Here is a 26,910-nt window from a genome sequence, read left to right on the forward strand (position 1 = left end):
CCGTGGAGAAGTTGGCAAGGCGCTGTGTGGTGAAAGCAGCAAGGAATACCAAGTACGTTGGGGCCTGAATTAACGATCCTGGGAGGCCTGCATCCGGCATCAACCCGCGCGAGGTGAGCTCGGCGCCCTTCCCTCGTGTGCATAGAGAGGTCCAGCACAATGTGTGACCACCTTATCTCCAGGTATGGGCATCGGTAACTCATTTGAGAAATCTACTCCCGCCGCACCTTCATCCGCAGCACTCGCCTTCACCAAACAAGGTGCTTGGGATACGAACCGAGCCGGCTCCGTCGGAGAACGGCATAGGTCGGTGAGACATTACGACAGCAGTGTCGCACCCTCGCTTCGCGCGGAGTCCATTGGATGGCTTCGAACCGATGTCCAGATATGGCACCGAGGCGTTGTACCTGGTGACTGCTGAAGTAAGTGCTAGGCTCATTTAAGCCTTTCTTGGCGCTGGTGGGGCTTGACGTCCTGTGGCAAGCATCAAAAGGCCGGCTTCGCTGGCCGCCGCTCGTGAGGACCGGCGAGAGAGCGCGCATCTGGCGCGTGCTCGGCGGATGACCTTTCGGCTAAGATCAAGTGGCTTGGATCGTCCAAGCTAAATTCGATTACTTGGGGGACGACTAGGCTTGCGTAGCGCGAGAAAGCACTTGTCGACGGAAATCGGATAACGGTATGGCAGTAGGCCAGGAGGTACATTTCCACGAGAGCAGCGAATCCGCCCTCGACTCCAAGATCTGCAGTGTGCAGCGGGCCAGCATCGTTCGCTCGGAAGCGTTTGGGAATGCTGAAGAGCTCAGAATAGACAGCCGAAAGGTGATCAGCGACGCTGGGACTGTCAGTGCACAAAAAGAGCCTTGTCGGTCGTGTATGATGCAATGCTTTTGCCCGTTCAACTGCAGCGCATACCTGCTCCATAGCGACTCGTGGGTCGGTCCAATAAGGCCTATGACCCATAGTATCTTCACCGTTCCCGTGCCGAACGTGTATCCCGATTACATCGTGCCCCTCAAACGCTCGATGGTAAACATCGTCGATGCGACGCCTGATCTCCTGGCGTGGTGTGATGCTTTGGAATATGTTGCGCTCGGCCTCCTGATCACAGCCCCACATTAAGCAAGCGTCACAAACGATAGTATTCGCCTGGATATCCCTTGACGTTACCAACAACCTGCGCAGCTCATCACGCTCGTGGAAAATTTGGTCATCCGACCGGTAAACGCCGTCAATTGCAGGCCTGTTCCACCAATGTGGAAAAAACGGCCCAGGAAAGCAGAGTTGATTGATCTTATCGTCGCAGATAACGGGTACGCCCGAGATGTTGTCGAGCGGCTCAAAGAACACGCTGAAGGCGTTTGTAAAGGGGTCAGAGAGATAGCAAGATCCGCGCCAGTCAATGACCAAAGTGCGCCCTGTTCGCTTGGAGTATTGCCAGGCTGACGCGAGCGACCATAAGCAATCGCCGAAACCGGTGCGACGCCTGGAAATGACGAAGCGCTGTTGATGAGTCATCTTGAATCCATTGCTCCGGCAGTTGAATAAGTTGCTCACCCTGGACGGCAGGAAAGTACCGGCAGTGTTATCGTCCGCCAGGCCGTCGCGAGCCGTATGTTAGGTTGCGAGAGCTTGTCCGCTTCGCGACCAAGAGGTCGGTTATGGATTGCCGTTCGCTAGCTAGACAAAGAGATACCTATCAAGTCGCATGCGCCTGATCGCGCAGATCTCCCAGATTGTTGGCGGCGGGACGCAAGCAGATGCGGCGCTTTTCCCACAACTGCCGAAGTTCAAGGATGATTGCGTCGCGCCGCTCGCCCTTTACGTGAGCGAGAAGCTCGCCGAGGGCGGCGTCCCCTTTGATTCCATGCAGCAACTCGAATAGATCGGGCGAGATGCGCACAGCGCCGCCATCGGAGAAGGTGGTATAAGTCTCGCAGACGATCTCCCGACACTCTGCGGTGACGTGATCCGGGGTACGGCGAAGTGAAGTGTAGGCCGGTAAGGAAACGCGGAGCGCAGCCCAGTCCTCCGGCGTGGCGACGCGCTTCGTGATGAGAAGCGATCCGATCACGAGGGCGTCAAGATCTGTCGTAAGGAACGTGACCATTGCGTCGGTAACCGACTGCACGATCGGTTCGACATTGTTGTTGAAAGATGTATTGAGGAGGACAGGGACGCCCGTCCGCTTGTGGAATTGATTAATCAGCTCCCAGTACCGCGGGTTCGATCTACGTGACACCGTCTGCAGCCGTGCTGTACCATCGACGTGCGTAACCGCACCAAGCACACTTCGCTTGCAATCACGAACTTGAACGACAAAGTTCATGAACGGAAAAGCTCCCGCGGTCTTAGGAAGATCGAAAAACTCAGCGGCATGTTCCTCCAATACGGAAGGTGCAAACGGCCGGTAGCCCTCGCGTTTTTTAACGATGGCGTTTATGCGGTCCTTATTCTTTGCTGGTCTGGGGTCAGCAACAATGCTGCGGTTACCGAGGGCGCGCGGTCCAAATTCGGAGCGGCCTTGGACCCAGCCAACAACCGAACCGTTGGCTATCCATTCAGCTACCACGCTCGCCACGTTCGCGCTTCTTTGCACGTCGATATGCCCGCGCCATGCAGCAACCTCTCGCTCTACAGCATGGTCATCCCCAAGTGCCGGGCCCCAATAGACATGCTGAAGCCGCTCACGGGGTGCGGGACGTCCTTGTTCTTCGGAAACCATGAGAGCAGCGCCGAGTGCGCATCCAGCATCGTGCGCCGCGGGCTGCACGAAGATATCATCAAATAGTCCTGTATAGAGCAACTTACCGGTCATGGTGCAGTTGTGGGCGACACCACCAGCCAAGCATAGCCGCTTCATGCCGGTCACCTCACGGTAATGCCTGAGAACATGAAAAACAATACGTTCCAAGGCCTCCTGCAAGGCTGCACTAACATCTTTATGCTCTTGGGTGAACGGCATTCCCTTGCCGCGAACGTGTATGTCGTGCTCTAACGCCGGAGCGATGTCGTTCAAATGTATCTTGTAGCCACCGTTCTCCTTTAATTCGTAGAATTGCTGAAATAGTTCTCGGAAACGCGAGGAGTCCCCGTACGGAGCAAGGCCCATAACCTTGTACTCGTCGAACAAGCCATAACCGAGGCACTTGATTGCCTCTAAGTAAAACAATCCGAGGGAACCGTCCTCTGGGAAGGTATGTAGTTGAGTAAGACGACTTCCCGATCCAATGGCCACCATCCCGGAGAGGAAATCACCGCCGCCGTCGATTGCCAAGACTAGACCTTCGTCATAGCCGGACACAGCAAAAGCACTTGTTGCATGCGCATGATGGTGACTGACGAATGACAAGCGCGATGGCTCGATCTCTGTATCAAACTCCTGCGATAGCATAAGCTGTAGAAGGGTTCTGGCGTCGAGAGGGATGCCACTCTGCGTCTCCGAACCAAACAAAAGCCGAAGCATCGCGTTGCAATAGGACTCGGTTGCATAGAATGCGATGCGATCGATGTCCTTTAATTGCGCTCCCGCAGCAGCCAGGCAGTAGCGGATGGCCTGGGCGGGAAATTTGTTGGAATGCTTAATTCGGTTTAGGCGTTCTTCTTCAACCGCGGCTAACACACGCCCGTCACGCACCATGACAGCTGCGCCATCATGCAAGAATGTGTGCGAGAGTGCAGGTCGATATTCATGGACCTTATCCAATCCGCCGCTCAATCCAAGACACAGCATTCTATCCTCCAGCAAGTGTGGTAGTAATCATGATCTTTAGGGCGGCCGGGTAATGAAACGTCCGCGACGTTGAACGCGAATAGGCCGGCAAGCGCAGGCCGAGAAACAGGGTGTGCGTTCATTAAGCGGCTGGGCATCGTCAGTGTGATAAGCGTCGCCGAAATAGCTTTGCCGACAGTAAGAAGAGCAGTACTGCGTAAGCGAAAAGGACACCAACATGCGCGCCGATGCTATCGAGTGGTAGCCCGAGCATTGCAGGCCGTATTAGCGCAATCGAATGTTCCAAAGGTAACGCGGCTGCAGCCAACTGGAGAGCGGGCGGAAGGTGCGCAACGGGAAAGACTGCCCCGGATAGGAACACCATAGGGGTCGAGATGAGAGTCTGGTAGAACACAAAATAGTCGTAGCTTGGGGCAATCGCGACAACGACGAGCGCCGCGCTCGCGAACGCAAGGCCGGTGAGGGCGAGAGCGGGGAAACAATAGAACGTGGATAATAAGGTGCCATAGCCAAGCCCCGTAGCAACAAGCGCGATTCCGGTGCCCGCCAAAGTGGCCTTGCTTGCTGCCCAAACCAATTCACCGAGGAGGATATCACCCAGCGTGAGCGGAGTGCACATCATTGCGTCCCAGGTTCGTTGGCTGCGCATGCGAGCGAACGTTCCGTACAGAGTTTCGAAGCTTGCCGCGGTCATAGCGCTGGTTGCCACCATTCCGCCGACCAAGAAATCGACATATGAGTGACCGTCTACATTGCCGACAATCAGGCCGAGCCCAAAGCCGAGACCCAAGAGGTTGGTCAACGGGTCGGCCAAGTTGCCAAGCAGCGAAGCAGCGGCGGCCTTCCTCCATGCCAGATAGTTGCGGCGCCACACGCTGATCCAACTGAGTGCGTCCGATGGCAAGGCTGCTTTGGATATCGTCTTCATGCGTCTATCCTGTGTCCCGTCAACCGCAGGAAGACGTCTTCCAGGTTAGGCGGCCGCTCCAGAAGGCGCAGACCGGTGCATCCACGAAGCCGAAGCCGCACCGCCGCCTGATCCGGCGCGTAGCAAAACAGCGTCTCTCCCCTCACCTCGATGCGCGAAGCGTGAGGCTCTATTATCGCACGGAGCTCGAGTGGGTTTCCGCCGTAGACCTCGAGGACATCACAGCCAATCTGAGAGTCGATCAGAGCATTGGGCGCACCCTCGGCGATCTTACGTCCATTCTCTAGCACGCAGAGGCGATCGCAAAGTCGTTCAGCCTCTTCCATGAAGTGGGTCGTCAGCAGGATAGTCTTTCCTCGAGCGAGCAGAAGACGCAGGCGTTCCCAAATCAAGTGGCGGGCGTGGGGATCGAGGCTGGTCGTGGGTTCATCCATGATGAGCAGTTGTGGATCGTTGATCAGGGCACGGGCCAGCACGAGACGTCGCTTCATGCCGCCGGACAGATCCGCGACCCGTGACTCTGCTCTACCCTCAAGTCGCGCAAATTCGAGCAGCGAAGGCACAGCCTCCTCACTTTCGCGCGTATTCAGTCCAAAGTACCGTCCAAATATGAGGAGATTTTCGCGCACAGTGAACGCATCCTCGAGATTATCAACTTGTGGGACGACGCCGATGCCCGCGCGCGCCAAACGGGCGCGTGCCGGCACCTGCTCACCCAAAACAGTGATCCGGCCGGCATCGGGCGATATGAGGCCGAGGATCATCCGAACGATCGTGCTTTTACCCGCCCCATTTGGACCGAGTAGCCCGAAACACTCTCCCTTAGCGACGCTAAAGGTCAGACCCCGTACGACGCCTCGATCATGATAAGTCTTTTGGACGTCAGTCAGTTGAATCGCTGGATTGGACATAGGCTGTCTTAGTCAGTGACCAGAGCGGAATTGGATAATGTCAGACCAGCTTCGACGGATCGTTGCCAGAGAAAGCCGTCGCACCAAACATGGTCGACGCGACCCCAGTCACAAGCGCTAGCAACATCAGGAAAAAACCCCCGGCCAGGATGGTTGGCGCTCGTGTTGCAGAGCAGCGGAATTCCTGTAAGTTTCTCATACTCGACCAGAAGAGCAGCGATCTTTTGCGGAGACGTTCGGGAGATTGTTTGCAATCGGGCAGAACCATCCAGGTGCACGATAGCGGGAACTTTTGTCCGCCATTCGCGACGGGTTTGATGGTCGAAGAGCATGTAAGGATCTGGGCTGCCGGGATCGAAAATTTCAGCAGCCCGGTCCTCGAGGCAAATAGGAGCGACGGGACGAAATCGTTCCCGTAGCTTGATATCGTTCAGAAGGTCTTTCATCTCCTTGGAGGTTGCAGCCGCAATAATACTGCGGCCGCCGAGTGCTCTGGGTCCGAGCTCCGCGAGGCCGGTGAGGAACACTACGGGCTTGCCTGTAGCGATGAGAGCCGCAAGCTCTACGATGGTACAGGGCAAAGCCTCCCATTGGCCTGATGGGTTGCTTCCGGTCAAGGCCGGTCCGCTGTGAACTGACCACTCCAAAGGAGTCAAAGCGTTTGGCTCGGCCATGGCGGCGCAAGCCGCGCCAATTGCTGAGCCGCTATCATTTGGAAACGGGGGTACCCAAACTGAATCAAACAATCCCGTCGCGCGCAGAGCACTATTCCACTTTATATTAAGTCCACACCCTCCAGCGATGCACAGGTGCCGTAAGCCCGGAAGACCTGAGTGCCGTAGCAGAGCAAGTCCTATTTCTTGCTCCAGCAGCCGCTCCAGAAAAACGTGAAAAGATGCGAGTACATCTTCGGAAGGCGTACCGGTGAGCCGACGACCGCATGCCTCGAAAAACCAGTCAGTGGCGGCAAGTAAGGCTTCAGGATCGTTTATGCTGGCACGGTAAGCGCGAGCACGCTCGGAAGGACCGGCTAGACACGCTTCATACATCTCTTGAAAGACTGCCAGAATGCCCTCATCGAGAGCGCCTAGCCCGATATACGCCATAAGCTTACCTGCGACACCAAGATCCCAGCCTGCCCTGCTGGCTTGACGATAGGGCCCGAAGTGCTGCCCAGCGATAGCATAGGCATGGCCGATGAAAGGGAAAAGAGTGTCGAGGAAGCGGGCTCCGGTCGGATCTACATGATACAGGCGCGGAAAGATGCAGCCGTCCCACACTAAGCACAATGCAGGGGCTCGGGCTTTGGCGAAAGCACTGGTACAGTAAGCGCCGGCCACGTGGCCGGCTACGTGAGCATAGCTATGATAACGTAAAGGCACCCGATCGAGGACGAGGCCCGACCCGGCATAGGGCGTGAGGAGCGTGTTTTCGTGGGACTCGATATATGGCGCTCCCTTAATGGTGAGCGGCACCCCTTCACTTAGGACATCAAATTGCGAGTGCGTCAGCCCGTCCCAGCCGTCGATGACAAATCGGTCAACATCCGTGGGCCTTAAGCCGTGTTCGGCCAGCGCGAGAGTGACTGCGCAGAGGTCGGTGATGGCTTGATAGCGTGGATTATTGGCTCTCTTTTCTTGCTCTATGCAGAAGAGCAAGCGCCCATCTTCCACAACGGCAACCGCTCCGTCATGTGTCAGCTTGATTCCACAGATTCGCATAGTCACTCCGTGTTCGCCGCAGCGAATGCACTAGTCTGGCAAGTTCGACTTAGTGCGAAAAGACGCAATCAAACAATCTTCGTCGATGCTCGCGCCACGGCATTGTACGCGCTCAGTCTCGACCAGATGTTCATTCAAAACATCAAGCATTGTTTCGGCACCCGCAGGATGCCCCCAACGCTGACAAGAGGCGTCACGCGCTGATCCGAAAACGAGCCGTCCGCTGGGCGCCAGCATTCGCGTGAGCTTCTCGATGGCGTCACCCATCTGGCCGGTATCTTCAAGATAATAAAGCACTTCCGCCACCACGATCAGGTCGAATGGATTAGTTGCGTTGAGGTCCCGCACGTCAGAGATGTGCCAGGCGATATGAGGCCATTGAGCTTGCTCCCTTGCTCGAGTGATCGCACGCGGCAGAACGTCGATTGCTACGAGTTGCTGGCAGTGGGGCGCCAGCTTTGCCGTGAAGACGCCCGCTGCGCAACCCACCTCAAGCGCGTTACCGACCGCGCCTTCCGCGAGGCACAGACGGAGCAAGTGCGCGTGGCGCTCTTGCTCGAATGGGTTCGCGTTGAGCCGCCACGGGTCGTCCGCCTCCATCTCCCGCTCGAGCAAGCGCAGTACCTTATCGAATGTCATTCACCCTTCCTTACTTTAGTGCGCTTGTTTTCGCCGCGTTTGAGCGCGGTCCTAGATCACAGGCCGAGCGTTGGAGCGCCTTAACGGGTGGTCCCCTCCCCGGTGACCGCCAGCGCTGCCGGCTGTCGCCGAGCGGCATCATGGTGACAGGCGTCACGTTCGTGGATCGTTTCCGGAGCCCCGCAGAGTGATGCCGGAGGCGTCGTACGGGAGAGCCAGTTACTGTTATCCAATGTACACAATGCATAGGCTTTCAAGGGAAGCACTAGGAACAGATTGATTGGCGTGTGCAACGCGAAGCCAAGAAATCGCACCTCACGAGCACGAATCGCCGCTGTGGTGCACCGCATCAGCGTTAGCGATGAAATAGCAACGATCGTCAACCATGGTATGGTGTGCGTGGTCGCAAGCTGAGCGAGCCCGGTCATTATGGACAGAGCCAAAAGAAGAGGGCCAAGGTTCTGTCCGATAACATCTAATGTGAGATAGCCATTAAGATGAGGCAGCAGCCGCAGTGCTAGCAGCGTGTCGCGGAACGTACTGCGTGCCCAGCGTAGTTGTTGACGCAAATAAGGTCCGAGCCTGTCGGGAACGACGGTTGCGGCTATCGCATCTGGAACGTATTCAGTTCGAAACCCTGCCTGCAGCATAAGTATTGTGAGGTGACGATCCTCGCCGAAATCACTGGGCTTCCCGCGGAAATATTGCGTTTCATACTTGTCGAGCAGCGATGTAAGAGCCGAACGGCGATACATGGCGCAGGGTCCGCAGCAGCACATAACAGCACCGAAGCTGGCTTGTGCAGCGCGTTCTTCGTTACAAGCAAGCCAGTACTCCATGTCGATGAGCCGCGTGAGCCAAGTGCGATCCCGATTGGTCGCGACCAGATGGCCCATAGCGGCACCAACTTCCGGCTCGTGCATGCTAGCTGCTAGTTTTGTGACGACATCGACTGCGAGCGTCGTATCAGAGTCGACGTTGAGAACCAGGTCTCCAGATGACTGCCGGATGGCACAAATCTGCGCCTTCCTCTTGCCTACGTTCTTTCGCAGAATGATAAAGCGAAATCGTGTATCTTGCGCGTAAGCGTCGTGGACAGCTTTGACAGCAGCGAGGTTTTGAGAGCCATCGTCAACGACATAGACGCGCAGTCGTCCAGTAAAATCCTGGGCGGCAATCGAGCCTAAGCACGCCGACAGGGTGTCTGGCGTTTCATTGTAGCAAGGAACGATAACGTCGACACTGGGCATCGTTTCGTGATCGACGTCCGTGAGTGGCGGCGATGAGGCCCGGCTCTTTATTGCATAGATCATTTGAGCGCTCTTATAAAACGCTGAAAGGATTGTGTATGATCCAATCGCGGCAGTGCTGGCGGTCACAAGCAGGCTCATTCTGGTCTCAGTGAAAGTGAGGAATGGGACGAATTGCAAAGCCGCGACTGTGCAATGCGGGAATTAGCTGGCTGACGGCGCATACTGTCTGATCGCGCAGCCTTTGATCATGACCCCAATTGCGTTCATCGGGAGGGCAGCCATCGTGCAAAAGAACAATGGCTCCAGGTTGGATGGAGCTCAGTACCGCGCTGACGATCGCATCCGCACCAGGCCGAGACCAGTCGCGAGGGTCTACAGACCAGTGAAGTGCGCCGAGCCCAGCGCTCGCGGCGCAGGAGAGCACATGTTCGGTCCAGAGCCCATATGGCGCACGCACATGTCGGAGCCGAGCCTCCGGGCAAGCCGACTTAATGGCACAGTTCGCGTGTGCAATCTCCGACGCGACTTTCGTTGGCTCGCATTTCGAGAGATCGGGATGGTTCATGGTGTGGTTTGCGAGTTCGTGTCCGTCGGAAACTATCCTGCGCGTAATGTGCGGATGTTCTGCTGCATATCTGCCGATGACGCAGAACGTCGCCGGCACGTTATGTTGGGAGAGGATGTCTAAGATGTGCGGGGTATAAAAAGAGTGCGGCCCGTCGTCGAACGTCAAGTGGACGCTTGGTGAGTCAGCATACTGCCTGCCATCGCCAACGCTTGTTAAGTGCATAGAGAGGCCTGTCACAGTTCGGGCCCGTTTCGCTCAATTGTCGTTCCGGGCGGCCATTCGCTCAACGGCTTTCCGACAGGCAAAACGACGAGAAGAGCGTCGTCTGTTCGCGTGGGCGGCAAAGCAGGATAGACCTCCGCCAGCGTAGAACGGACGCGTATACCCGGAATGATCGAGGCCAGCCCTGGGCGATCGAGCAACCTCGTGATGTGCGTTTTGAGCGCATGACGGACTGTGCCAAATCCGAAAGGAACGCCCATCAGGTGTAGTGTAGGATACATTGCGCGTACAGAGTGTGGCACTCCCAGACCCTCTAGGTCGGGGCGTACCGCGTACAATCCGAGTTCGGCCACCAACACGTCGGCATCGCCGACCTTGATGAACCGTCGCAGCGCGCCAAGATGAGCCGCAACGCCCCTGCTGTCGTAGCCGACACATCGGAGCTCGGGCCTCGCACCCGCCCAGCTCCGATAGCCCTCAAAGGGACGTGCATTGAACGTTCCGGTCGGTCCGTAAGCCGCTCGTAAGAATGCCGAGAGCTGGATATGATCCGATAGCTCCAACTCATTCTCCCAGCACGTCCGCCACTGTATTGGGGGGCGCATCGACCCATCTCCTACGTTTGGCTTCATTGCCGTGTATGCATGAGGTGAGGCGCTACAGCAGGGTGCGCACGGAATCGAGCGCACGGGGCTGCTGCAGGCGCTCTCCTGCGGTTCGGCGAAGAACGACTTGGGAATGCGGCGCAATGCGTAGCAGGCCGCGGGAGCCCTACAGGAATCCTGCTAGAAAGAAGGTGGGTGCGGTCAGGTTGTACAATATACGATGGTATATCGGCGTCCTTTCGCGGACATATCGGCGTCCTGCGAGTTGCGAGACAAAGCACCTCTGATGTATTACTCGCCTTAAAGATGTTTGATGGGGTGATCGAGGTGGTTTGAATGTGTGAACTGGTACGGGCTACTAATGTAAGACATGGCGCGCTCGAACTGGGATAGCGCCTGTTGCTGTTTGCAAGGGGCACGCATGGTGGTGTCGATTGGATGGGGCGCGCTGTCCGATTGATCGTTGTAAAGAGCCCATTGCCGCTTGATAACTGGGTCGCGAGACCAAGGGGTCTGCAGGGCTGAGACCATATGTGAGCTTCAAGAAATGCCTGGGGCGGTGTCGCTATGATTCGCGGTTCACTATGTTCAATGCGCAGCGCCACGATCGTGGTCTCCAAAATCTAACGTGTTGCGTCGGACACGTCACTTTTATTCCATCGTGGCGCGCGCGGGTAAAATCGATTGTTTAGATGAGTTACATCTACACTGCGGATGAATGAACAATGCGGTTTCGTGGCCTAGATCTAAATCTGCTCGTCGCTCTTGATGCCCTGATAGCAGAGCGTAACTTGACGGCAGCAGCACGCAGCATCAACTTGAGCCAGCCCGCAATGAGTGCGGCGGTCGCCCGCCTGCGTGCGTATTTCAAGGACGAGTTGTTCACGATGAGCGGCCGTGAACTTGTCCTGACCCCACGCGCAGAGGCTCTCGCCTCACCTACTCGCGAAGCGTTACTGCACATTCAGCTTTCCATCACGTCTCGCGAGCCCTTTAGGCCGGACGAATCAAATCGCCGTTTTCGCCTTTGCATGTCCGATTTCGCGGCTATCGTGCTTATTCGCAAGGTGATTGAGCGCGTCGCGCGAGAGGCGCCCGGCATCAAATTCGAGCTGATGCCACTGGCCGATCCATTCGACCACCCCCTTCAGCGGGGTGCGGTCGACTTTATCATTCTTCCCGACGTGTACACGACGGATGAGCATCCGAAGGCCACGCTATTTGATGAGACGCTGGTTTGCGTGGGCTGCCGTTCCAACAAGCGATTGGCGCGACCGCTGACGTTCTCAAGCTACATGTCCATGGGGCACGTTGCTGTCCGGTTCGGCCGTTCTCGCGTCCCGTCAATCGACGAATGGTTCATGCAGGAGCATCGAGTTAAGCGGCGCGTGGAGGTCGTGGTTCAGGGCTTCAGCATGATGCCCCACATGCTCGTCGGGACGAACCGGGTAGCGACCATGCCGGCAACGTTGGTGCGGCATTTCGCAAAATCGCTACCCTTGCGCGTTGCAAAGCTTCCCCTGCCGTTGCCTGGCTTTACGGAGACGCTGCAATGGCCTGCACTGCACAACAATGAGCCTGCAAGCAAGTGGATGCGCCAGGTCTTGCTTGAGGAAGCCGCTCGCCTCGGTTCGTCACAGGAGGAACCAAGCCTGGCTCCTGAGTAGCGCGTCCCCCAATTGGGGCCGTTCAGACGCGGCGGAGCATGTCGCGCTAAGCCTTCAATTACTGGCCTCCACGTGACACGGGTTGGCCGCAGCAAATGACCCGCATGCCCTTGTTGGTCGTCGGAAACGGTGTCGCGCAGCGGCGTCCAGACAGGCGACGGCCCCACTCTGATTGCCGCCGAGCGCGCCGTTCGAGCAGAGGTACTCACATGTCGACTTTACCCGGAGGTCGGTTCAGATGGTTGGGTAGCTCGTCTAGCCGGACATCTGCGTCGACATTCTGAGCGAGGCGGCGCAGCAGATCGCGGACGGCGGTTGCGCGCATCACTTCGCGCTCTGCACGTTCCAGCTGCTCGCTCAACAAACGCGAAAGAGACGAGCGTCCTTCAAGAGCGCTCCGGATTTCCTGAAGCGAAAGGCCGAGCCGGCGAAGTGCGACTATGTGGTAAACGCGTGTCAAACTGTCGGCGTCGTACATGCGATGGCCGCCGCACGTACGCTGAGAAGCAGTGAGCAGTCCTGTCTGCTCATAGTGACGCAATGCCCGCACCGTGACGCCGGTGGCATCTGCAAGTTCACCAATGCGCCGCCACCGACGCTTATAGAATGAAGGCCTGTTCATAGCCGGACCTGTACAACCTGACGCCAGGGGAGGTTCAAGCGCTTTCGGACCGCTTGCCTGGCAGGGCGGCGGCGTGTCGTAGATCGAACGAAGCTTGCGATACGCGGGTGTTGCGGCAGGCCATGTAGCGCAATATTGCGCTAATAGCGCATCCGGCCTGAACTACGTTGAGGGCGCTACAAGCTGCATCAGCCTGACAAATGAACGCAGATCGTCCGCGGCGGACGTGCGTTCAAGAATGAGCGTCGCGAGTGCTGTGCGATTCGCAGGAGTTCGCATGCAATCGGGGAGCGCAACGACGGCCTCATCAAGAAGACGTCCGAGCATTAAGAGGTCTTCGGGAGTATAGATGCGGCCTGGCATATGCAACGTGGTCCCTTAGCTTGTATTCAAATCCGTCACGTCGGCGCGGCTCCTTACAAAGGGGTTTGGCTGCTATGAGGCAGAACGGAGACGGACCTGGGGCGCGTAGGACCGGAGACTTGAAAAAACGCAGGCTCCTCGGCCCGGGCACGGAGAAGCTCTCAGGTGCCCCCGCCTAGAGGAGCGAGTTTAAGCGACAACGCCCCGCCGAAGCGGCCGATCGCGCGGTGCCGGTCACTGGGAGGGAGACCTCATCCTTGGTCTTGGCAGCTCGGTGATCGGCACGCTGGTTGAGCGTACGACGCGCTTCACGATGCTGCTGCATCTTCCCCGGGTTGCGGGGCATGGCGAAGCTCCGCGCATGAAGAATGGGCCTGCTCTCGCAGGGCACGGAGCTGAAGCGGTGCGCGGCGCGATTACGCGCACCATCATCAGCTTGCCCGAAGAGCTGCGTCGTTCGCTGACCTGGGATCAGGGAGCTGAAATGGCTCAGCACGATCGTCTTAAGATCGACGCGGGTGTCCAAATCTACTTCTGCGATCCGCAAAGCCCATGGCAGCGTGGCACCAACGAGAACACAAATGGGCTGCTGCGTCAGTACTTCCCGAAAGGCACCGACCTGAGCGGCCACAGCGCCGACGAGATCGCCGCTGTGGCCGCGGCCCTCAATGCTCGACCGAGAAAAACCCTGGGTTAGAAAACGCCGGCAGAGGCCCTTGACGAGTTGCTATCGTGAGTGAACACAATCTGTGTTGCGACGACCGCTTGAATCCGCCTTGAACGCCGCGATCGGAATGGTGGATCAGGCCGGCACTTGGCCGCCGCGCCGCGATCGCCATCCGCAACGCCGCCAAGGCCAGCTCGGCGCGCAAATGATCCGCCATCGCCTAGCCGACAATCCTGCGGCTGTACAGATCCATGACGGCAGCCAGATAGAGCCAGCCCTGATCGGTCTCGATGTAGGTGATATCGGCCAGCCAGATCCGGTTCGGCGCAGTGGCGATGAAGTTGCGGTCGAGCAGATTGGGGGCGATCGGCAGGTCGTGGCGGCTGTCGGTGGTCCGCACCCGACGTGGCCGCGCCATGATGGCCCTGCTGCCGTGACGCCGCATCAACCGCTCGATGCGACCACGGCTCGCCCCGCGGCCCTGATCCTTCAACTCGGCATGGATACGCGGGCTGCCATAACGCCCGCGGGTGTCGCGGTGGACCCGCCTGATGTCGTCGACGAGGTCACGATTGGCAGCAGATCGTCGGCTCCCCGGGCGCGAGCGCCAGGCATAATGCGCAGCCGCTCGTTCTCTCGCTGCAAACGCGCGATCTCTGCCGCGTGGTCCGCCGACGGCAGCGTCGCCCGCGTCGTGGGGCGCCGCGCCGCCGCCGTCGGCTGCAGCCGAACCCCTCGCTGCTCCACCCACCGCCGCAGCACGGACTCTCGCAAGCCAAGCTCCTTGGCAACAGATCCGATCGAGCGCCAACTCGATGTTACGAGATCAACCGCTTGCCGCTTGTAGTCGTCCGTAAGCGACCGACGCTGACGTCCTTCCATCCGACACCTCCTGGCTCTTCGAGCCTACTACAGGTGTCCATCAATTCGGAGGAGGTTCACGGGTGCAACAAGGGAGATCGGTAATATCCGGAGCCAATGTGCGGTGTGGCACCGGGCTGTTTCTGATCGGTGCGGCATTCAGCGGCAGAGGCTCAACAGGTCATTTGAACAGGCCGGGGGGCAGGCGGTTTGCTTTTGGCGGCCCTGTGGCGAAAGGAGTGATCTGTGAACGGCGGCATTATTGGTTCGGATTGTGTGTGCTTCCAGCTGATTAATGTCGGTCTGCAGGAGCGGCCTTGGGATAAACCACTTGAATCGACCGCAGGGTCAGGTTGTACACGGAAAAGGTGGAAGCGCACAGGCGTGCCGAGTGAGCTCGATTGGTAAGCAATGGCTATGGCGATCGCGCTAGATGCTGTCGGTTAGGGCTGCATTTTGACGCCTTGCTGTGTGACAGCCTCGAGTGTCTTCAACCGAACCCATAGAGCCCAATGTGGGGCACTGTGACCGGCTTTGAACAAACCAAGAGGTGAGGTGCGGCTGGTCCGCAACAGAGATAGGGAAAGCAGCGCGACCTGCGGCAGCAGGCGGATGTCGGGCTGCATAGAGGAGGATCTGGATGTCAGGTGACGAGGAATACCTTCATCGACATGCTATGGCAGACAGGAGTCTCGCGGAAGGCAGATCCGCCGGGATCGCTGCGTACTCGCTGCCATGCGTGAACCTCAACAGGAACGAAAACCCGTTCCCGATGCCTGACGTAGTCATGCGGGCTGCGTTTGCCGCGATTGGAACCCACAATAGGTATCCGGAGGAGGACAGCGGCGGCTTACGATCAGCGGCCGCGCGAGCCTATGGGGTCTCTGTCGAGCAGGTGATCGCAGGAAATGGCTCATCGGAGATTCTCGCACTTATTTACCGGGGGTTTCTTGCCGCTGGCGATACTGTCGGAATGTTGTCGCCCGGCTTTTCGTTCAATCATAAATTGGCGGCGGTGAACGGAGCGCGCTTGCTTGAAGTTGATTGGGCCGATCACAATGCTCTGCCGGCGAGCCAAAGTGTTCGGCAGGCGGCAGGAGACGCAAAGTTCATCGTGCTCGCCAACCCAAATAACCCAACAGGGACATTCGTTCAGATCGCGGAAATTGAGCGACTGGTCGCTGAAACGGATCAGCTTATCGTGCTCGATGAGGCGTATGTCGACTTTGCTCCAGACAATGCACTGGGTCTGATCGACCGATATCAGAATCTTCTGCTGCTAAGGACGTTTTCGAAGAGTTACGCTGCAGCGGGCCTTCGCATCGGCTTTGGCCTCGGTAACCCGCGGGTGATTGCAAGACTGCGTAGCATACAGAACCCTTTCAACATGAGCGTGATTAGCCAGTCCGTTGGCGTCAGCATCCTCGAGCATCGTAATGCCTACGATCAGTGCATTGAATGCATTGTTCAGGAAAGGGAGAGAACTATGGTGGCGCTGTCGGCGCTTGGATTCTATGTCCTGCCATCACATGCAAACTTTGTATTGGCTCGCGTACCGCTTGGGTACGACGGTAGATGGTGGCAGCAAGCCTTAGAGAGGAAGAATGTGAACGTTGCGGTGTTTCCCGAGGGGGACCTTGGGGGCTTCATAAGAATCTCAATAGGTGCGGCGGAGCAGATGGACACCTGTTTATCTGTGGTCAGTGGCATTGCTGGGGGGCTGATCTGATTAATGAGAACGATTTCGTCAAATCGGGAGGACTAACGTGACAAATGTATCACGTCGAATACGGCTTGGAATCTTTGACCACTTGGACGAAGACGGTCTCGACTTATCGCAGCAGTATAACGATCGACTGGTGTTGGCCGAAGCGTGTGACCGGTTGGGATACCACGCGTACCATCTTGCCGAGCACCATTGCACACCGCACGGGCGATCGCCCTCGCCTAACGTATTTCTGTCGAGCGTTGCGCAGCGTACGAAGCAGCTCCGCATCGGGCCGATGGTCATGCTGCTAAGCCTTCAGCACCCCCTTCGGGCCTATGAAGAGGCATGCATGCTGGATCATTTGAGCGGCGGTCGTCTTGAGCTCGGTATCGGGTGGGGCTCTCTACCGATTGAATTGGGGTACTTCGGGGTTAGCGCAGAGAGCGCTCGCGAGCTGTATTCCGAAGGAATGGAGATCTTGACCAGAGCGATGCGAGGCGGGACCTTGTCCTACGAAGGTCAGCATTATCGCCTCCACGAAGTGCCGTTAGCAATTACGCCTTATCAGCGTCCCCATCCACCGACCTGGATTCCCGTGAGCCAGCCCGGCTCTGCGCGAGCGGCCGCTGAGATCGGTGCCAATATCGCGAGCATTGGCCCGGCCTCTATGGTTCGGAAATCGACTGACGCGTACCGCGCGTGCAATTGGCGCGGAGGGGCTCCGCTTGTCGGTTTGCTTCGCATGATTGTAGCAGACACTTCGGAAGCTCATGCGTATTCGCTAGCTGCAGCGGCTTACGACAGATGGCTCACGAGCTTTAGGGTCCTTTATGATCTCAGCGGGGTACCTGCCCCTCCGAACCTTCCGCCAACCTTCGAAGCAGCAATTGAAAGTGAATTGTGCGTTGTCGGAACCGCCGCTTCTGTGCGAAGTGTCCTTATTGATCACCTGGAGCAAGCGGGAGCTAACTATCTTCTCTGCCAAGTGGCCTTTGGCGATCTCCCGCTTGTTGCGGCCTTGAACACGGCGACTATTCTCCGGTCCGAACTTATGGCGGGAGGCGGCCCATGAACCTCTTAGGATAAGAGTGATAAACCTTTCGGTGGGCTGAAGCCCATGATCCTCTCTGGACAGGCGCTGCGGCGCCAGGTCGAGCGCCTGTGAAGCGGATGCCCGCTCGGCTGCACCTAGTGCAGTCGAGCGGGCACATCAAGTGTTCGAAGCATGGTTGTCCCAGGCGGCGCGGGTGAGTACTCCAGGTCTGCTCATTCGGCGGGCTTTCCGGGCGCTGAACGAGCGAGTGGTGGTGCCTCGCAAGGTGGCGAGGTCCGATGACCTCGAGGTGGGCTCTGTATTTAACAGGAGAGTGACGACCGACTGAGGGCGGATCAGTCAGCCGAGCAATGCGAAATGTCAAAGAGAGACAGAAGCTGTTGTAGTAGGAGGTTAGATGGCGAGAAGTTGGTTAGGAAGATGAAGGTTTGTGAACTTGTCGAGCTTTTGTCGAGATGCGAGCAGGATGCGGTAGTCGTCATCACGGACGGTTCGTCGTCCTCGATTGCCGTGGCTGTGGTTTGCACGGTCCAAACCGGATGGGCCCACAGCCAGCAAGCGAACCCCAATTTGTCATTCCTGCCCGACGGATTGGATCATGCCATGTTACCGAGAGGTAGCAATTTGGCGCGTGGGGTGAGATTACTTGGCCCTAGATGTGAGCCGTTGTTGCTCCTTCAGTAGACATTCCGGGGACGACAGTGCCGGCGTCTGTCCCCAGTCTGGCGTCATCCGTGCTTGACTGTTGGACGGGCGGCTCGTTCCGACAAAGGCATGGAACTTGGCGACTCCCATTTGGAACTTCTGGAACTACATCAGCAGCCGTAGACTTTGACTGACCCCCAACGATTATCCAGCCCTGAGTACACTCTGGCTGTTGGATTCCCGATTGGGGTCGTAGCGACGGGAGCTGATGTAGCGCGGCAATCTGGGTAGGAAGTGCGCGGCAATCAGGATGGCGAGGCGTGTCGCGGCCTGATGATGATTGCCGCGATGATTGTCGCGCGCAAGAGTTTTGTTGAACTCTGATTGTCGCGCAGCGTCAATCAGCGACGGTTTTGGATGTCGCGTGCGATGGCGGCCGTCCGGGACCGCGTTTTCGTTCGAGGGCGGTCCGTCTGCGATAGCTCTCGACGTTCATCTCGACGATGGTGGCGTGATGAACGAGGCGATCGATAGCGGCCAGGTCATGGCGGGGTCCGGGAAGACCCTGTTCCATTCGCCGAATGGCTGATTGGCGGTGATCAGCATCGAGCGGCGCTCGTAGCGTGCGCTGATGAGCTCGAACAGCACGCTGGTCTCGGCCTGATCCTTGGTGACGTAAGCGAGATCATCAAGAATCAGGAGATCGAAGCGATCGAGACGATTGATGGCCGCCTCGAGGTTAAGCTCGCGTCGCGCTAGCTGGAGCTTCTGCACGAGATCGGTGGTCCGGGTGAAGAGGACGCGCCATCCGTTCTCGATGAGGGCCAGGCCGATCGCTGCCGCCAAGTGGCTCTTTCCGCCGCCGGGCGGGCCGAACAACAGCAAATTGGCGCCCTTGCCCAGCCAGCTGTCACCGGCGAGCGCCATCACCTGCGCCTTTGAGATCATCGGCACAGCTTCGAAGTCGAAGCTGTCGAAGGTCTTTCCGGTGGGCAAACGTGCTTCGACAAGGTGTCGTTCGGTCCGACGGCGGCCGCGTTCGGCAATCTCGTGCTCGGCGATGGTCGCGAGGAAGCGGCCGGCCGGCCAGCCTTCCTTGTCGGACTGTTCGGCAAATTGCGCCCACAGCACCTTGATGGCAGGCAGACGGAGCTCATTGAGCAACAGATTGAGGCGCGCGGCATCAACCGTGTTCGTTACGCTCATGCGGCACCTCCGGTCTCGGCGGTACCGATGAGGCATTCGTAGGTCGCAAGCGGCACGAGCTGCACCACGACGTTCGGCAGGTTGGCGGGATCGGGGGCGAAGTAAGCACGTAGCCGGTTGATGTCGGGCAGTTGGCCGGCCTCGAGGTCGGCGGTGAGCTGATCGGCGAGTTCGGTCTCGCAGCCGCGTTCATGAGCGAGCGCGAGGAGATCGACCATGATCCGGCAGGCTTTTTTGTCCGGCAAGCGTTCGCGCAAGCGATCGAAGGTCTTCCGGTAGGCATCGCGCGGGAACAGCCGATCCCGGTAGACCAGATTGAGAAGTGCCATCGGCTTGCGCCGCAGGGAATGGATCACGTGCCGATAATCGACGACCTGGTCGTACTTGCCATTGGGATGCGGCCGCCCACGCGGCAAGGTGACGAGATGGGTGCCCCCGACGAACACGTCGAGACGATCGTCGTAAAGGCGCACCCGCAGCCGGTGACCGATCAGGCGCGATGGCACCGTGTAGAACACCTTGCGCAGGGTGAAGCCGCCGGACGAGGTCACGCGGACGATCACCTCTTCGTAGTCGGAGGTGCGCCGATCGGGCAGCTCCTGCAACACCACGCGCTCGCTATCGATCCGCTTGGCGTTGCGGGCATTGCGGCGGCTGACGATCTCGTCGATGAAGCCGCGATAGGTGGCAAGATCGTCGAAGTCGACAGTTCCGCGCAGCAGCAAGGCGTCCGCGATTGCTCGCTTGAGATGACCGTGAGGCCCTTCGATCGAGCCATTCTCGTGGGCGACGCCTCGATTGTTGCGGGAAGGCCGCATGCCGTAATGGGCACAAAGGGCCTCGTATCGCTGCGTCAGATCGTCCCGTGCATCACGATTGAGATTGCAGAATGCGGCCGACAGACTGTCGGTCCGATGCTCCCGCGGCGCCCCACCGAGCGACCAGAGGGCATTCTGCAGGCCTTCCGCCAGGGCGACGAAGCTCTCGCCGCCAAGCACGACGTGGGCGTGCTCGAACCCGCAATAGGCCAAACGGAAGTGATAGAGACGATGATCCAACGGAGCACCCGCGATCGTCACACCCAACTCGTCCATGTCTGTGAAGTCGGAGAGGCCGAGTTGGCCAGGCTCGTGGGTTTGGCGGAAGATCACCTCCTGCTCCTCGCCGTGGACCGCCCGCTATGCACGGATCCGACGTTCCAGGGTACGACGGATACCGATGCCGAGATCCGGATGACGCCGTAGCATCTCCTCGAACACCGCCACCGGGCGTAAGCCAGGTGCCGCCTTCAGGATCGGGACGATCTCGGTCTCGAACACCTCGCTCAACGGGTCCGGTCGTCGCCGGCCGCGGGGCGCCTTCCTTTGCGATGGAAATCGGGGATCTCTCTCGATCCGATAGGCGGTCGACGCACTGAATGACGCCTTGGCCGCCGCCACTGGCGGGCTATCGGTCTGACGGTACTTCATGTAGAGCCTTCTGTGGTTGCCGCCCGCAATGCAAGAAGTTTCTGACCCTTTGGCGTGTGATCGAGTGCGGTCTTCTGTCAGGCCTTCCTTTACGGCATTTTCAGAAGCCGCTGGCCGGTATGGTGATCCGCGGACCAGGTCCAATTCTCATCTCCGAGCACGTCGGCTCTTTGGCTCTAGCTGGTTTCCTGATCCAGATCTGTTCGATCGTTGCGCCCATTCGGGTCGTCGCCTTCTCACACCCCCTTCGCCAACGTCAGGCTATTTCGTGCTGCATGCAGTCATGCCGTCACTGCCTGCGCTGGGTTCCGATAATCCTCCTTCCGGGTGAGCATGGCCCAAATCGTCCGAGCCATCTTGTTCGCCAAGGCGATCGCCACAAGCATGCGCGGCTTCCTCGCCAGCATCTGCGCCAGCCAGGATCCGCTAGGGATCGACTTGCGCCCGAGCCAGTTCAGCCGCGACATCGCCCCAACGATGAGCAACTGGCGAATGTCCGCCTGTCCTTCCTTCGAAACGCGTCCGAGCCTTTCCTTTCCCCCTGAGGAATGTTGCCGTGGGACCAAGCCGAGCCAAGCCGCGAAGTCTCGGCCACGTCGAAAGGCCGCCATGTCGGGCGCGAAAGCCTCGATCGCGAGTGCGGTCAGCGGGCCGACCCCCGGCATTGTCTGCAGCCGCTGCGCCGTGACCGTCCGCGTCGCCAACTTCTTGAGCTGCTCTGCCTTGGCATCGATCCGCTCCGTCTTGTAGGCGATCTGATCAATGAGACTCCGACATTCCTCGCGGACCAGTTCTGGTAGATCGCTGTTCGGATCTTCGAGGATTGCGTCAATGCGTTTAAGTTGTTCGATTCCTTGCGGGATGATATGGCCGAATTCGTAGAGAACAGAACGCAGCGCATTCACCAGATCGGTGCGCTGATGAACAAGGCGCTTCCGAGCCCGAAAGAGCACTGCCCTGGCCTGCTGTTCTTCCGATTTCGGCTCGACGAAGCGCATCTCGGGGCGCTGTGCCGCGATCACGATTGCTTCGGCATCAGCCGCGTCGTTCTTTTGGCGTTTCACAAAAGGCTTCACATATTGCGGAGCGATCAGTTTCACTTCATGGCCGAGCTTGACCATCTCCCGTGCCCAATAGTGGGCGCTGCCACAGGCTTCCATCACCACCACTGCCGATGGGTGGCCCGCCATGAACTTCCGAAACTGAAGCCGCGACAGTTTCTTTCGAAATTTCAAGTGTCCCGCCATTGACGCCCCGTGGAGCTGAAACACATTCTTGGCTAGATCCACTCCGATCACCGTATCCATCAATTTGCCGTCCTCTTCGCTTCGGGGTTCAAACACTGCGTTCTTGGCACATTACGATGCCGTCTGGGGAGGGCGGCAACCATCCCATCTCATCTGGTGATCTGTGATGTGTCGGCCGGGCACGCGAGTGATTCCTCTTGGCGGAAGAACCACTTGCATAACCCCGCCGGCCGCGATCACCAGTCGGCGCGGTCCTCCTCGGGATCGCGCCGACGCTGGGCTCGTAACTCCGGTCGGGCTACGCCCTCCCTACGTCACGAGCCCAGCGAAACTCTCTCACCTTGATTGACGCTGCCTTCCATCCTGATCGCCGCGCGACAAGCTGACGCGGAGCCTTCGCATAGCGCAGTGCCAGATCCCGGCAGGTGAAGACGAACCCGAACGGGGTCTTCCATCCGAGCTGGGAGTGTGGTCGCGCGTCGTTGTAATCGGCCCGCCGGCACCCAGGCACGACACGGGCCTGGGCAGGGACGTAAACAGCGGCTCGCCCCGCAGCTGGCCATTGAAGTCTTCGATGCGCATTCTGCATAGGCTTGCCGGGCCCCATTTAGTGCCAGGCTAGGCGGCTCTGATCAGCCCACGACATGATGCCATTGCTGTCGGCCTCGCTGTTGTCGTTGACCACCATCTTGGAGTTGCCGCGCTCAATGGAGTTAAATCGGTTGCGCGATCAGCGGTTCGGACGCTGCAGACAGCCTGCGCGGCGGACGTAAGTCCGGTTCGCCGGCGGGGCGGAAGGCAAGCGGGGACCTAGCTGATCGAGAGATCGAGAAGCTCACGCTCAAGAAGCTCCAGCACGAGCAGTTCGGACAGTCCTCCGGAGCGAGGCGCATTGCTGGACTGGCTCGAGCTGCAGCTCGCTGGCCTGGAGGAAAAAGCTGGGCAGTCCAGACCGGTCTCAGGTGGCTGCGGACAAGATGGCGGTGCCATCGTTCGAGCGCCGCAAGCCAGCCCGCCGGCCACTGGCGGAGCATCTCCCACGGGAACGCATCGATCTATGCGCCACCTGCGATCTGCCCATGCATGCCTCCGGGCTGGGAATTGTCTGAGCCGTATCCTGGCGCGCTTTGGATAGCCAACGAGCCACCCTAGGCGGTATGCAAACAAAGCTTCGGCAACTTGCCACTTCATCGTCGGCCCCGCGATAGGAGTGCTGCGGTACAAACAAGCCCGCGAACCGCGCATGTCGGTCATCCACTCTGCCGAGCGTGGCTTTCCTCAAACAGACCGGAGCACCTTGTTTCTAAGCAGAACGTCGCCCTCAATCTCTCGCGGATACAGAGTAACCACTTCGAACGCGGGAAGGAGGTCAAGGATGGAGCGCAGTGAAAGCTGGCCTTCGTACAGTTCGCGGTCACTATACTCGGTGTAGATGAACCGTGTTCTGCCCAGGGTTTTCTGACCGCCAGCGATTACGTCCGACTCAGCTCCTTGAACATCCATCCAGATTAGATCAACAGGGCCGCTGAGACCAGCTTCGCCGCTCCAGTCATCCAGTCGCTGGGTCTCGACCAGAATCGAGTCATCAAAGCGAACCCAATCATATTCTGAAAGGTGATTTTTGGGTCTACGTATGGAGCCCGATAAGTCCCACCCCCTCGCATCTCCGTCCCCATTGCTCGGATGAAACTCGATGGTACCGTTTCGATCACTGATGGCGAGCTGCATGAGCGCCACGTTGGGTCGAGCCAGACGCTTATTCTCCTTGAAGCGAGCTATTGCGCGAGGGTCAGGTTCAAAGCAGTATACGCTGGCGTCTGGACACAGCTCAAGAAATCGCTGTGTGTCGCTACCATCATTGCATCCAATGTCCAAGATAACCGGGCATGTGACCCGAAGATGAGAAACGATCTTCTGGTGTATTTCCAGTGTAGGTAACGACTCTAGCATCTGTCCTTATCCTTTTCGTTGCGATGTGTGTTAACCGGTGGAACCAGGAGCCTGGGAGGTGCTGGCGGGTTGCTCAATAAGGGCACTCGTCGAGTAACGAGTAACAACGTTGAGAGGGCAATGGCAGCTCTGTTGCGAGGCTCTGGCGGATCATTGACCGGGGTAAGTAGCCTTTGGCTCAGAGCCGCGTTCACAAGTGGAAATTGCGAGGTCGAGGAAACGGTGCGGCTACCCGAGAGCACGCGATCGGAGGCGAGACAGGCAACCCTATGGTTGGATAGAGCGTCCACAATCGGTGAGATCTGGCCAAGCAGTAGGCAAATAGGAGCGTATCAACAATCGTGTTTCCGGTAGCGTTCTGCGCCCTAATATTCATTGAGGGATCTCTATTTGCGAGCTCGCACCGAGCTGCTGCTTACTATTGCGCGGCCCACCCTCGGCTGTACAATCGATTTCAATGATGGGCTATATTTGGCTAATGGATAGTTGGCCTCCAGAGGCCAGCGAAAAGGTCATTTAAATACAACACACGCGCAATCACCGTCCGATGGTGGCGCCTGGGGTCTGGCCGCGTGCTGCCGGGCGTACGGGGCCACCCGCACTCGCGATGATTATGGTCATTCAAACTTAGGTGGGGACCCGATGCCCTGCCCTCTCTAAGTTGATGTGCGACACCACGATGGCACGTCACTTACAAAGATGGCATCAATGGCCGTTGACATACTGCCGAGTGAACGGCTCCGGTGCTCGGTTTCAAGACCTATGTTCATACCAACTTGTGCACCGTGCAGGCCGCCGCGCCATGACAGGGTGCGAGATGACGGCCATAACGGCTGCAACTAATAGCTCAGAGCCGCATTAAAGGTCTCTCGGTCGAGCTCGCCCTCGGACGAGGCAACGATCACGCAGGCCACGCCGTTGCCACAGAGGTTGGTCAACGCGCGGCATTCGCTCATGAACTTGTCTATGCCCAGCACGATGGCCATGCCCGGCACGAGCCGTGGATCTACGACCGCGAGCGTCGCCGCCAGCGTGATGAAGCCTGCACCGGCGATGCCAGAGGCCCCCTTCGAGGTCAGCATCGCCACGAGCAGGATCGTGAGTTGCTGGCTGAACGTCAGATCGTAGCCGAGCGCCTGCGAGATAAAGAGCGTCGCTAGCGTCATGTAGATGTTGGTGCCGTCGAGATTGAACGAATAACCCGTGGGCACCACGAGGCCGACCACCGATTTTGAGCAGCCGAGACGTTCCAGCTTCTCCATCAAGGACGGCAGCGCGCTCTCCGAGGACGAGGTGCCGAGCACGATCAGCAGCTCGTCCTTGATGTAGGCGAGGAACTTGAAGATCGAGAAGCCGGCAAGGCGCGCGATAATGCCGAGCACCAGGAGCACGAATAGGGCCGCAGTGACGTAGAAGGTCGCGATCAGGCCCATCAAATTGAGGATCGCGCCGGTCCCGAACTTGCCGATCGTGTAGGCCATCGCGCCGAAGGCGCCGACCGGCGCCGCGCGCATTACGATCGAGATCACGCCGAACACCGCATGCGCGGCATCATCGATGAAGCTGCGGATCAAATGGCCGCGTTCGCCGAGCCCCAGGATAGCGAAGCCGAACAGGACGGAGAACAGCAGCACTTGCAGGATCTCGCCTTGCGCGAAGGCGCCGACCACGGTGTCGGGAATGATGTGCAGGATGAAGTCGACCGACTTCTGGCCTTCGGCCTGCTTGGCGTAGTTGGCGACCGCCTGCGCGTTGGCCGCCGCACTGCCGAAGCCCGCGCCCGGCCTCACGACATTGCCGATGATGAGGCCGATGATGAGCGCGAAGGTGGAGACGACCTCGAAATAGACCAACGCCTTCACGCCGATGCGTCCGACCTTCTTGGCATCATGGATATGGGCGATGCCGGAGACGACGGTGCAGAAGACGATCGGAGCGATCACCATCTTGATCAACTTGATGAAGCCCTCGCCCAGCGCCTTGATCCAGTCATTAGTGGCCAGGTGCGGCCAGCGCCAGCCGACGATGCCGCCGAGAGCAATTGCCGCCAAAACCTGGACATATAGCATTTTATGTGAGCGGGCTCCGGCACGCGGCTGCTCGGCGCGCCCGACGCCTCCAATGGGTTTGGTCATGTCTCCATCCTTCCTGGCGATCGGCTCCCAGTGTGCAGAACGAGCTTTGGCGTTGGCAGCGCCAGTGAGGCATAGTGGCCGGCATGTTATTGGGGCATGTGGGCGTGCTCAGGAAGGCGGCTTAAGCGGTTTCGCCTCAGGCCGATCCCGAGTTCATTCGAGTATTTTTAGGCTGTCGTGGATCAAACCAAAAAGAGCCAGCGATTGAGCTGTTTTTGCGCAGCCTCGTCGCCACCGGTCAGCGGGCAATAGCTGCCTTACACGCTCCCAGTCTAGGTGATCCAAAATCACGACCTTCATCTCCCAGTCGCAGCGTTCCGCCAAGAGGGTCTGTGGGCGTAAGCGCAGGTACTTCACTATTTCACGTTCCTGCATCCAATGTCTAAGGGCGCCTCGCTAGAGAAGACTGCGTTCTTCTTCGAGATCGATCAGGCTGCGTGGCGCATGATAGTAACGGGATGAGGAATCTGGTTATTCCCGGGCATCTGGATCATGCAGACGAAGTGTGCATGCGGACCTCCCCTATTCTCGTGAGCTTTGCCCTAAAAGAGCAAACTGCGTGCCACGAGTGTTACTGTTCAAGGAGAGCCTTATTATTGCGGAGACCATGGGGTGCGTAAACGCAGCCGATTGATTGCGGGTAGCAAGACGACTAATTGTGCAAGAGCTCTGGTAACGGTGGCCGGGCGGCGATCGTCTCACATCATTCACCATCTGGATGTGTCGCATCAATACAACC

The 26,910-nt window shown here is 58.4% G+C and carries 20 protein-coding genes and 4 pseudogenes; 5 read left to right on the plus strand and 19 right to left on the minus strand.

The features are described from left to right. Positions 1 to 486: 486 nt before the first annotated feature. From XH90_RS35485 to XH90_RS35525, 9 genes are all read right to left on the minus strand, one after another. Positions 487 to 1,515, minus strand: coding sequence for a nodulation protein NodZ (locus XH90_RS35485; protein WP_128929909.1), 1,029 nt, complete (start codon positions 1,513 to 1,515; stop codon positions 487 to 489). Positions 1,516 to 1,696: 181 nt separating this feature from the next. After that, positions 1,697 to 3,730: a carbamoyltransferase gene (locus XH90_RS35490; RefSeq protein WP_128929908.1), complete on the minus strand. Its 2,034-nt coding sequence runs from the start codon at positions 3,728 to 3,730 to the stop codon at positions 1,697 to 1,699. Between the two features lie 139 nt (positions 3,731 to 3,869). Continuing rightward, the gene (locus XH90_RS35495; RefSeq protein WP_128929907.1) at positions 3,870 to 4,658 is read right to left on the minus strand and encodes an ABC transporter permease; all 789 of its coding nucleotides are present in this window, start codon (positions 4,656 to 4,658) and stop codon (positions 3,870 to 3,872) included. Continuing rightward, positions 4,655 to 5,569, minus strand: coding sequence for a nodulation factor ABC transporter ATP-binding protein NodI (nodI, locus tag XH90_RS35500; protein ID WP_128929906.1), 915 nt, complete (start codon positions 5,567 to 5,569; stop codon positions 4,655 to 4,657). Before nodI ends, XH90_RS35495 begins: the two co-directional genes overlap by 4 nt. A gap of 8 nt (positions 5,570 to 5,577) precedes the next feature. Beyond that, positions 5,578 to 7,290 carry a nodulation protein NodU gene (nodU, locus tag XH90_RS35505; RefSeq protein WP_128930192.1) on the minus strand — a complete coding sequence of 571 codons (1,713 nt, stop codon included), beginning with the start codon at positions 7,288 to 7,290 and terminating at the stop codon, positions 5,578 to 5,580. A 30-nt stretch (positions 7,291 to 7,320) separates the two neighbouring features. Then, on the minus strand, positions 7,321 to 7,929 hold the full coding sequence (locus XH90_RS35510) for an SAM-dependent methyltransferase (RefSeq protein WP_128929905.1): 609 nt from the start codon (positions 7,927 to 7,929) through the stop codon (positions 7,321 to 7,323). 80 nt (positions 7,930 to 8,009) lie between these two features. Further along, positions 8,010 to 9,320, minus strand: coding sequence for a chitooligosaccharide synthase NodC (nodC, locus tag XH90_RS35515; protein ID WP_128929904.1), 1,311 nt, complete (start codon positions 9,318 to 9,320; stop codon positions 8,010 to 8,012). Positions 9,321 to 9,327: 7 nt separating this feature from the next. After that, on the minus strand, positions 9,328 to 9,972 hold the full coding sequence (gene nodB / locus XH90_RS35520; protein WP_128930191.1) for a chitooligosaccharide deacetylase NodB: 645 nt from the start codon (positions 9,970 to 9,972) through the stop codon (positions 9,328 to 9,330). An 11-nt stretch (positions 9,973 to 9,983) separates the two neighbouring features. Beyond that, positions 9,984 to 10,577 carry a NodA family N-acyltransferase gene (locus XH90_RS35525; protein WP_128929903.1) on the minus strand — a complete coding sequence of 198 codons (594 nt, stop codon included), beginning with the start codon at positions 10,575 to 10,577 and terminating at the stop codon, positions 9,984 to 9,986. Between the two features lie 725 nt (positions 10,578 to 11,302). Here XH90_RS35525 and XH90_RS35530 point away from each other — a divergent pair. After that, positions 11,303 to 12,244 carry a LysR family transcriptional regulator gene (locus tag XH90_RS35530; protein WP_128929902.1) on the plus strand — a complete coding sequence of 314 codons (942 nt, stop codon included), beginning with the start codon at positions 11,303 to 11,305 and terminating at the stop codon, positions 12,242 to 12,244. A gap of 205 nt (positions 12,245 to 12,449) precedes the next feature. Here XH90_RS35530 and XH90_RS35535 read toward each other — a convergent pair whose 3' ends face one another. Then, entirely contained in the window at positions 12,450 to 12,866 is a 417-nt protein-coding gene (locus XH90_RS35535; RefSeq protein ID WP_128929901.1) for a MerR family transcriptional regulator, read from the minus strand. 560 nt (positions 12,867 to 13,426) lie between these two features. On the opposite strand from XH90_RS35535, the pseudogene XH90_RS35540 reads away from it, so the two are divergent. Further along, positions 13,427 to 13,965, plus strand: a pseudogene (locus XH90_RS35540) (IS30 family transposase); the annotation flags it as partial. 151 nt (positions 13,966 to 14,116) lie between these two features. Here the strand turns inward: XH90_RS35540 and XH90_RS39935 are convergent. The 3 genes and pseudogenes from XH90_RS39935 to XH90_RS39945 form a co-directional block, all read right to left on the minus strand. After that, entirely contained in the window at positions 14,117 to 14,314 is a 198-nt protein-coding gene (locus tag XH90_RS39935; protein WP_167506288.1) for a DDE-type integrase/transposase/recombinase, read from the minus strand. Positions 14,315 to 14,359: 45 nt separating this feature from the next. Next, positions 14,360 to 14,404 (minus strand): annotated as a pseudogene (locus XH90_RS39940) (hypothetical protein); the annotation flags it as partial. Then, entirely contained in the window at positions 14,386 to 14,778 is a 393-nt protein-coding gene (locus tag XH90_RS39945) for a transposase (RefSeq protein WP_128929899.1), read from the minus strand. The pseudogene XH90_RS39940 and the gene XH90_RS39945, both read right to left, overlap by 19 nt. Before the next feature lie 655 nt (positions 14,779 to 15,433). Here XH90_RS39945 and hisC point away from each other — a divergent pair. Continuing rightward, positions 15,434 to 16,486: a histidinol-phosphate transaminase gene (gene hisC / locus XH90_RS35555; RefSeq protein ID WP_232995662.1), complete on the plus strand. Its 1,053-nt coding sequence runs from the start codon at positions 15,434 to 15,436 to the stop codon at positions 16,484 to 16,486. A gap of 37 nt (positions 16,487 to 16,523) precedes the next feature. Next, positions 16,524 to 17,537 carry an LLM class flavin-dependent oxidoreductase gene (locus tag XH90_RS35560; protein ID WP_128955129.1) on the plus strand — a complete coding sequence of 338 codons (1,014 nt, stop codon included), beginning with the start codon at positions 16,524 to 16,526 and terminating at the stop codon, positions 17,535 to 17,537. A gap of 1,024 nt (positions 17,538 to 18,561) precedes the next feature. On the opposite strand, the pseudogene istB reads toward XH90_RS35560, so the two are convergent. The 4 genes and pseudogenes from istB to XH90_RS39260 all read right to left on the minus strand — a co-directional run bounded on the left by istB (position 18,562) and on the right by XH90_RS39260 (position 22,693). Beyond that, positions 18,562 to 19,370, minus strand: a pseudogene (gene istB / locus XH90_RS35565) (IS21-like element helper ATPase IstB). Beyond that, positions 19,367 to 20,839: pseudogene (istA, locus tag XH90_RS35570) on the minus strand (IS21 family transposase). The pseudogenes istB and istA overlap by 4 nt, the downstream one beginning before the upstream one ends. Before the next feature lie 281 nt (positions 20,840 to 21,120). After that, on the minus strand, positions 21,121 to 22,146 hold the full coding sequence (locus tag XH90_RS35575; RefSeq protein ID WP_164934317.1) for an IS110 family transposase: 1,026 nt from the start codon (positions 22,144 to 22,146) through the stop codon (positions 21,121 to 21,123). Between the two features lie 238 nt (positions 22,147 to 22,384). Further along, complete coding sequence (locus XH90_RS39260) at positions 22,385 to 22,693, minus strand: integrase core domain-containing protein (protein WP_128929896.1); 309 nt, start codon at positions 22,691 to 22,693, stop codon at positions 22,385 to 22,387. Between the two features lie 370 nt (positions 22,694 to 23,063). Between XH90_RS39260 and XH90_RS39950 the strand changes: the two genes are divergently transcribed. Beyond that, positions 23,064 to 23,195 (plus strand): transposase, encoded by a 132-nt coding sequence (locus tag XH90_RS39950; protein ID WP_237867166.1) that lies wholly within the window; start codon positions 23,064 to 23,066, stop codon positions 23,193 to 23,195. A 169-nt stretch (positions 23,196 to 23,364) separates the two neighbouring features. Here XH90_RS39950 and XH90_RS35590 read toward each other — a convergent pair whose 3' ends face one another. Next, on the minus strand, positions 23,365 to 24,036 hold the full coding sequence (locus XH90_RS35590) for an FkbM family methyltransferase (RefSeq protein WP_128929894.1): 672 nt from the start codon (positions 24,034 to 24,036) through the stop codon (positions 23,365 to 23,367). Between the two features lie 839 nt (positions 24,037 to 24,875). Next, the gene (dctA, locus tag XH90_RS35595) at positions 24,876 to 26,105 is read right to left on the minus strand and encodes a C4-dicarboxylate transporter DctA (RefSeq protein ID WP_206733223.1); all 1,230 of its coding nucleotides are present in this window, start codon (positions 26,103 to 26,105) and stop codon (positions 24,876 to 24,878) included. Positions 26,106 to 26,910 lie beyond the last annotated feature (805 nt).

This window comes from Bradyrhizobium sp. CCBAU 53338 (assembly GCF_015291665.1).
GTDB lineage: Bacteria > Pseudomonadota > Alphaproteobacteria > Rhizobiales > Xanthobacteraceae > Bradyrhizobium.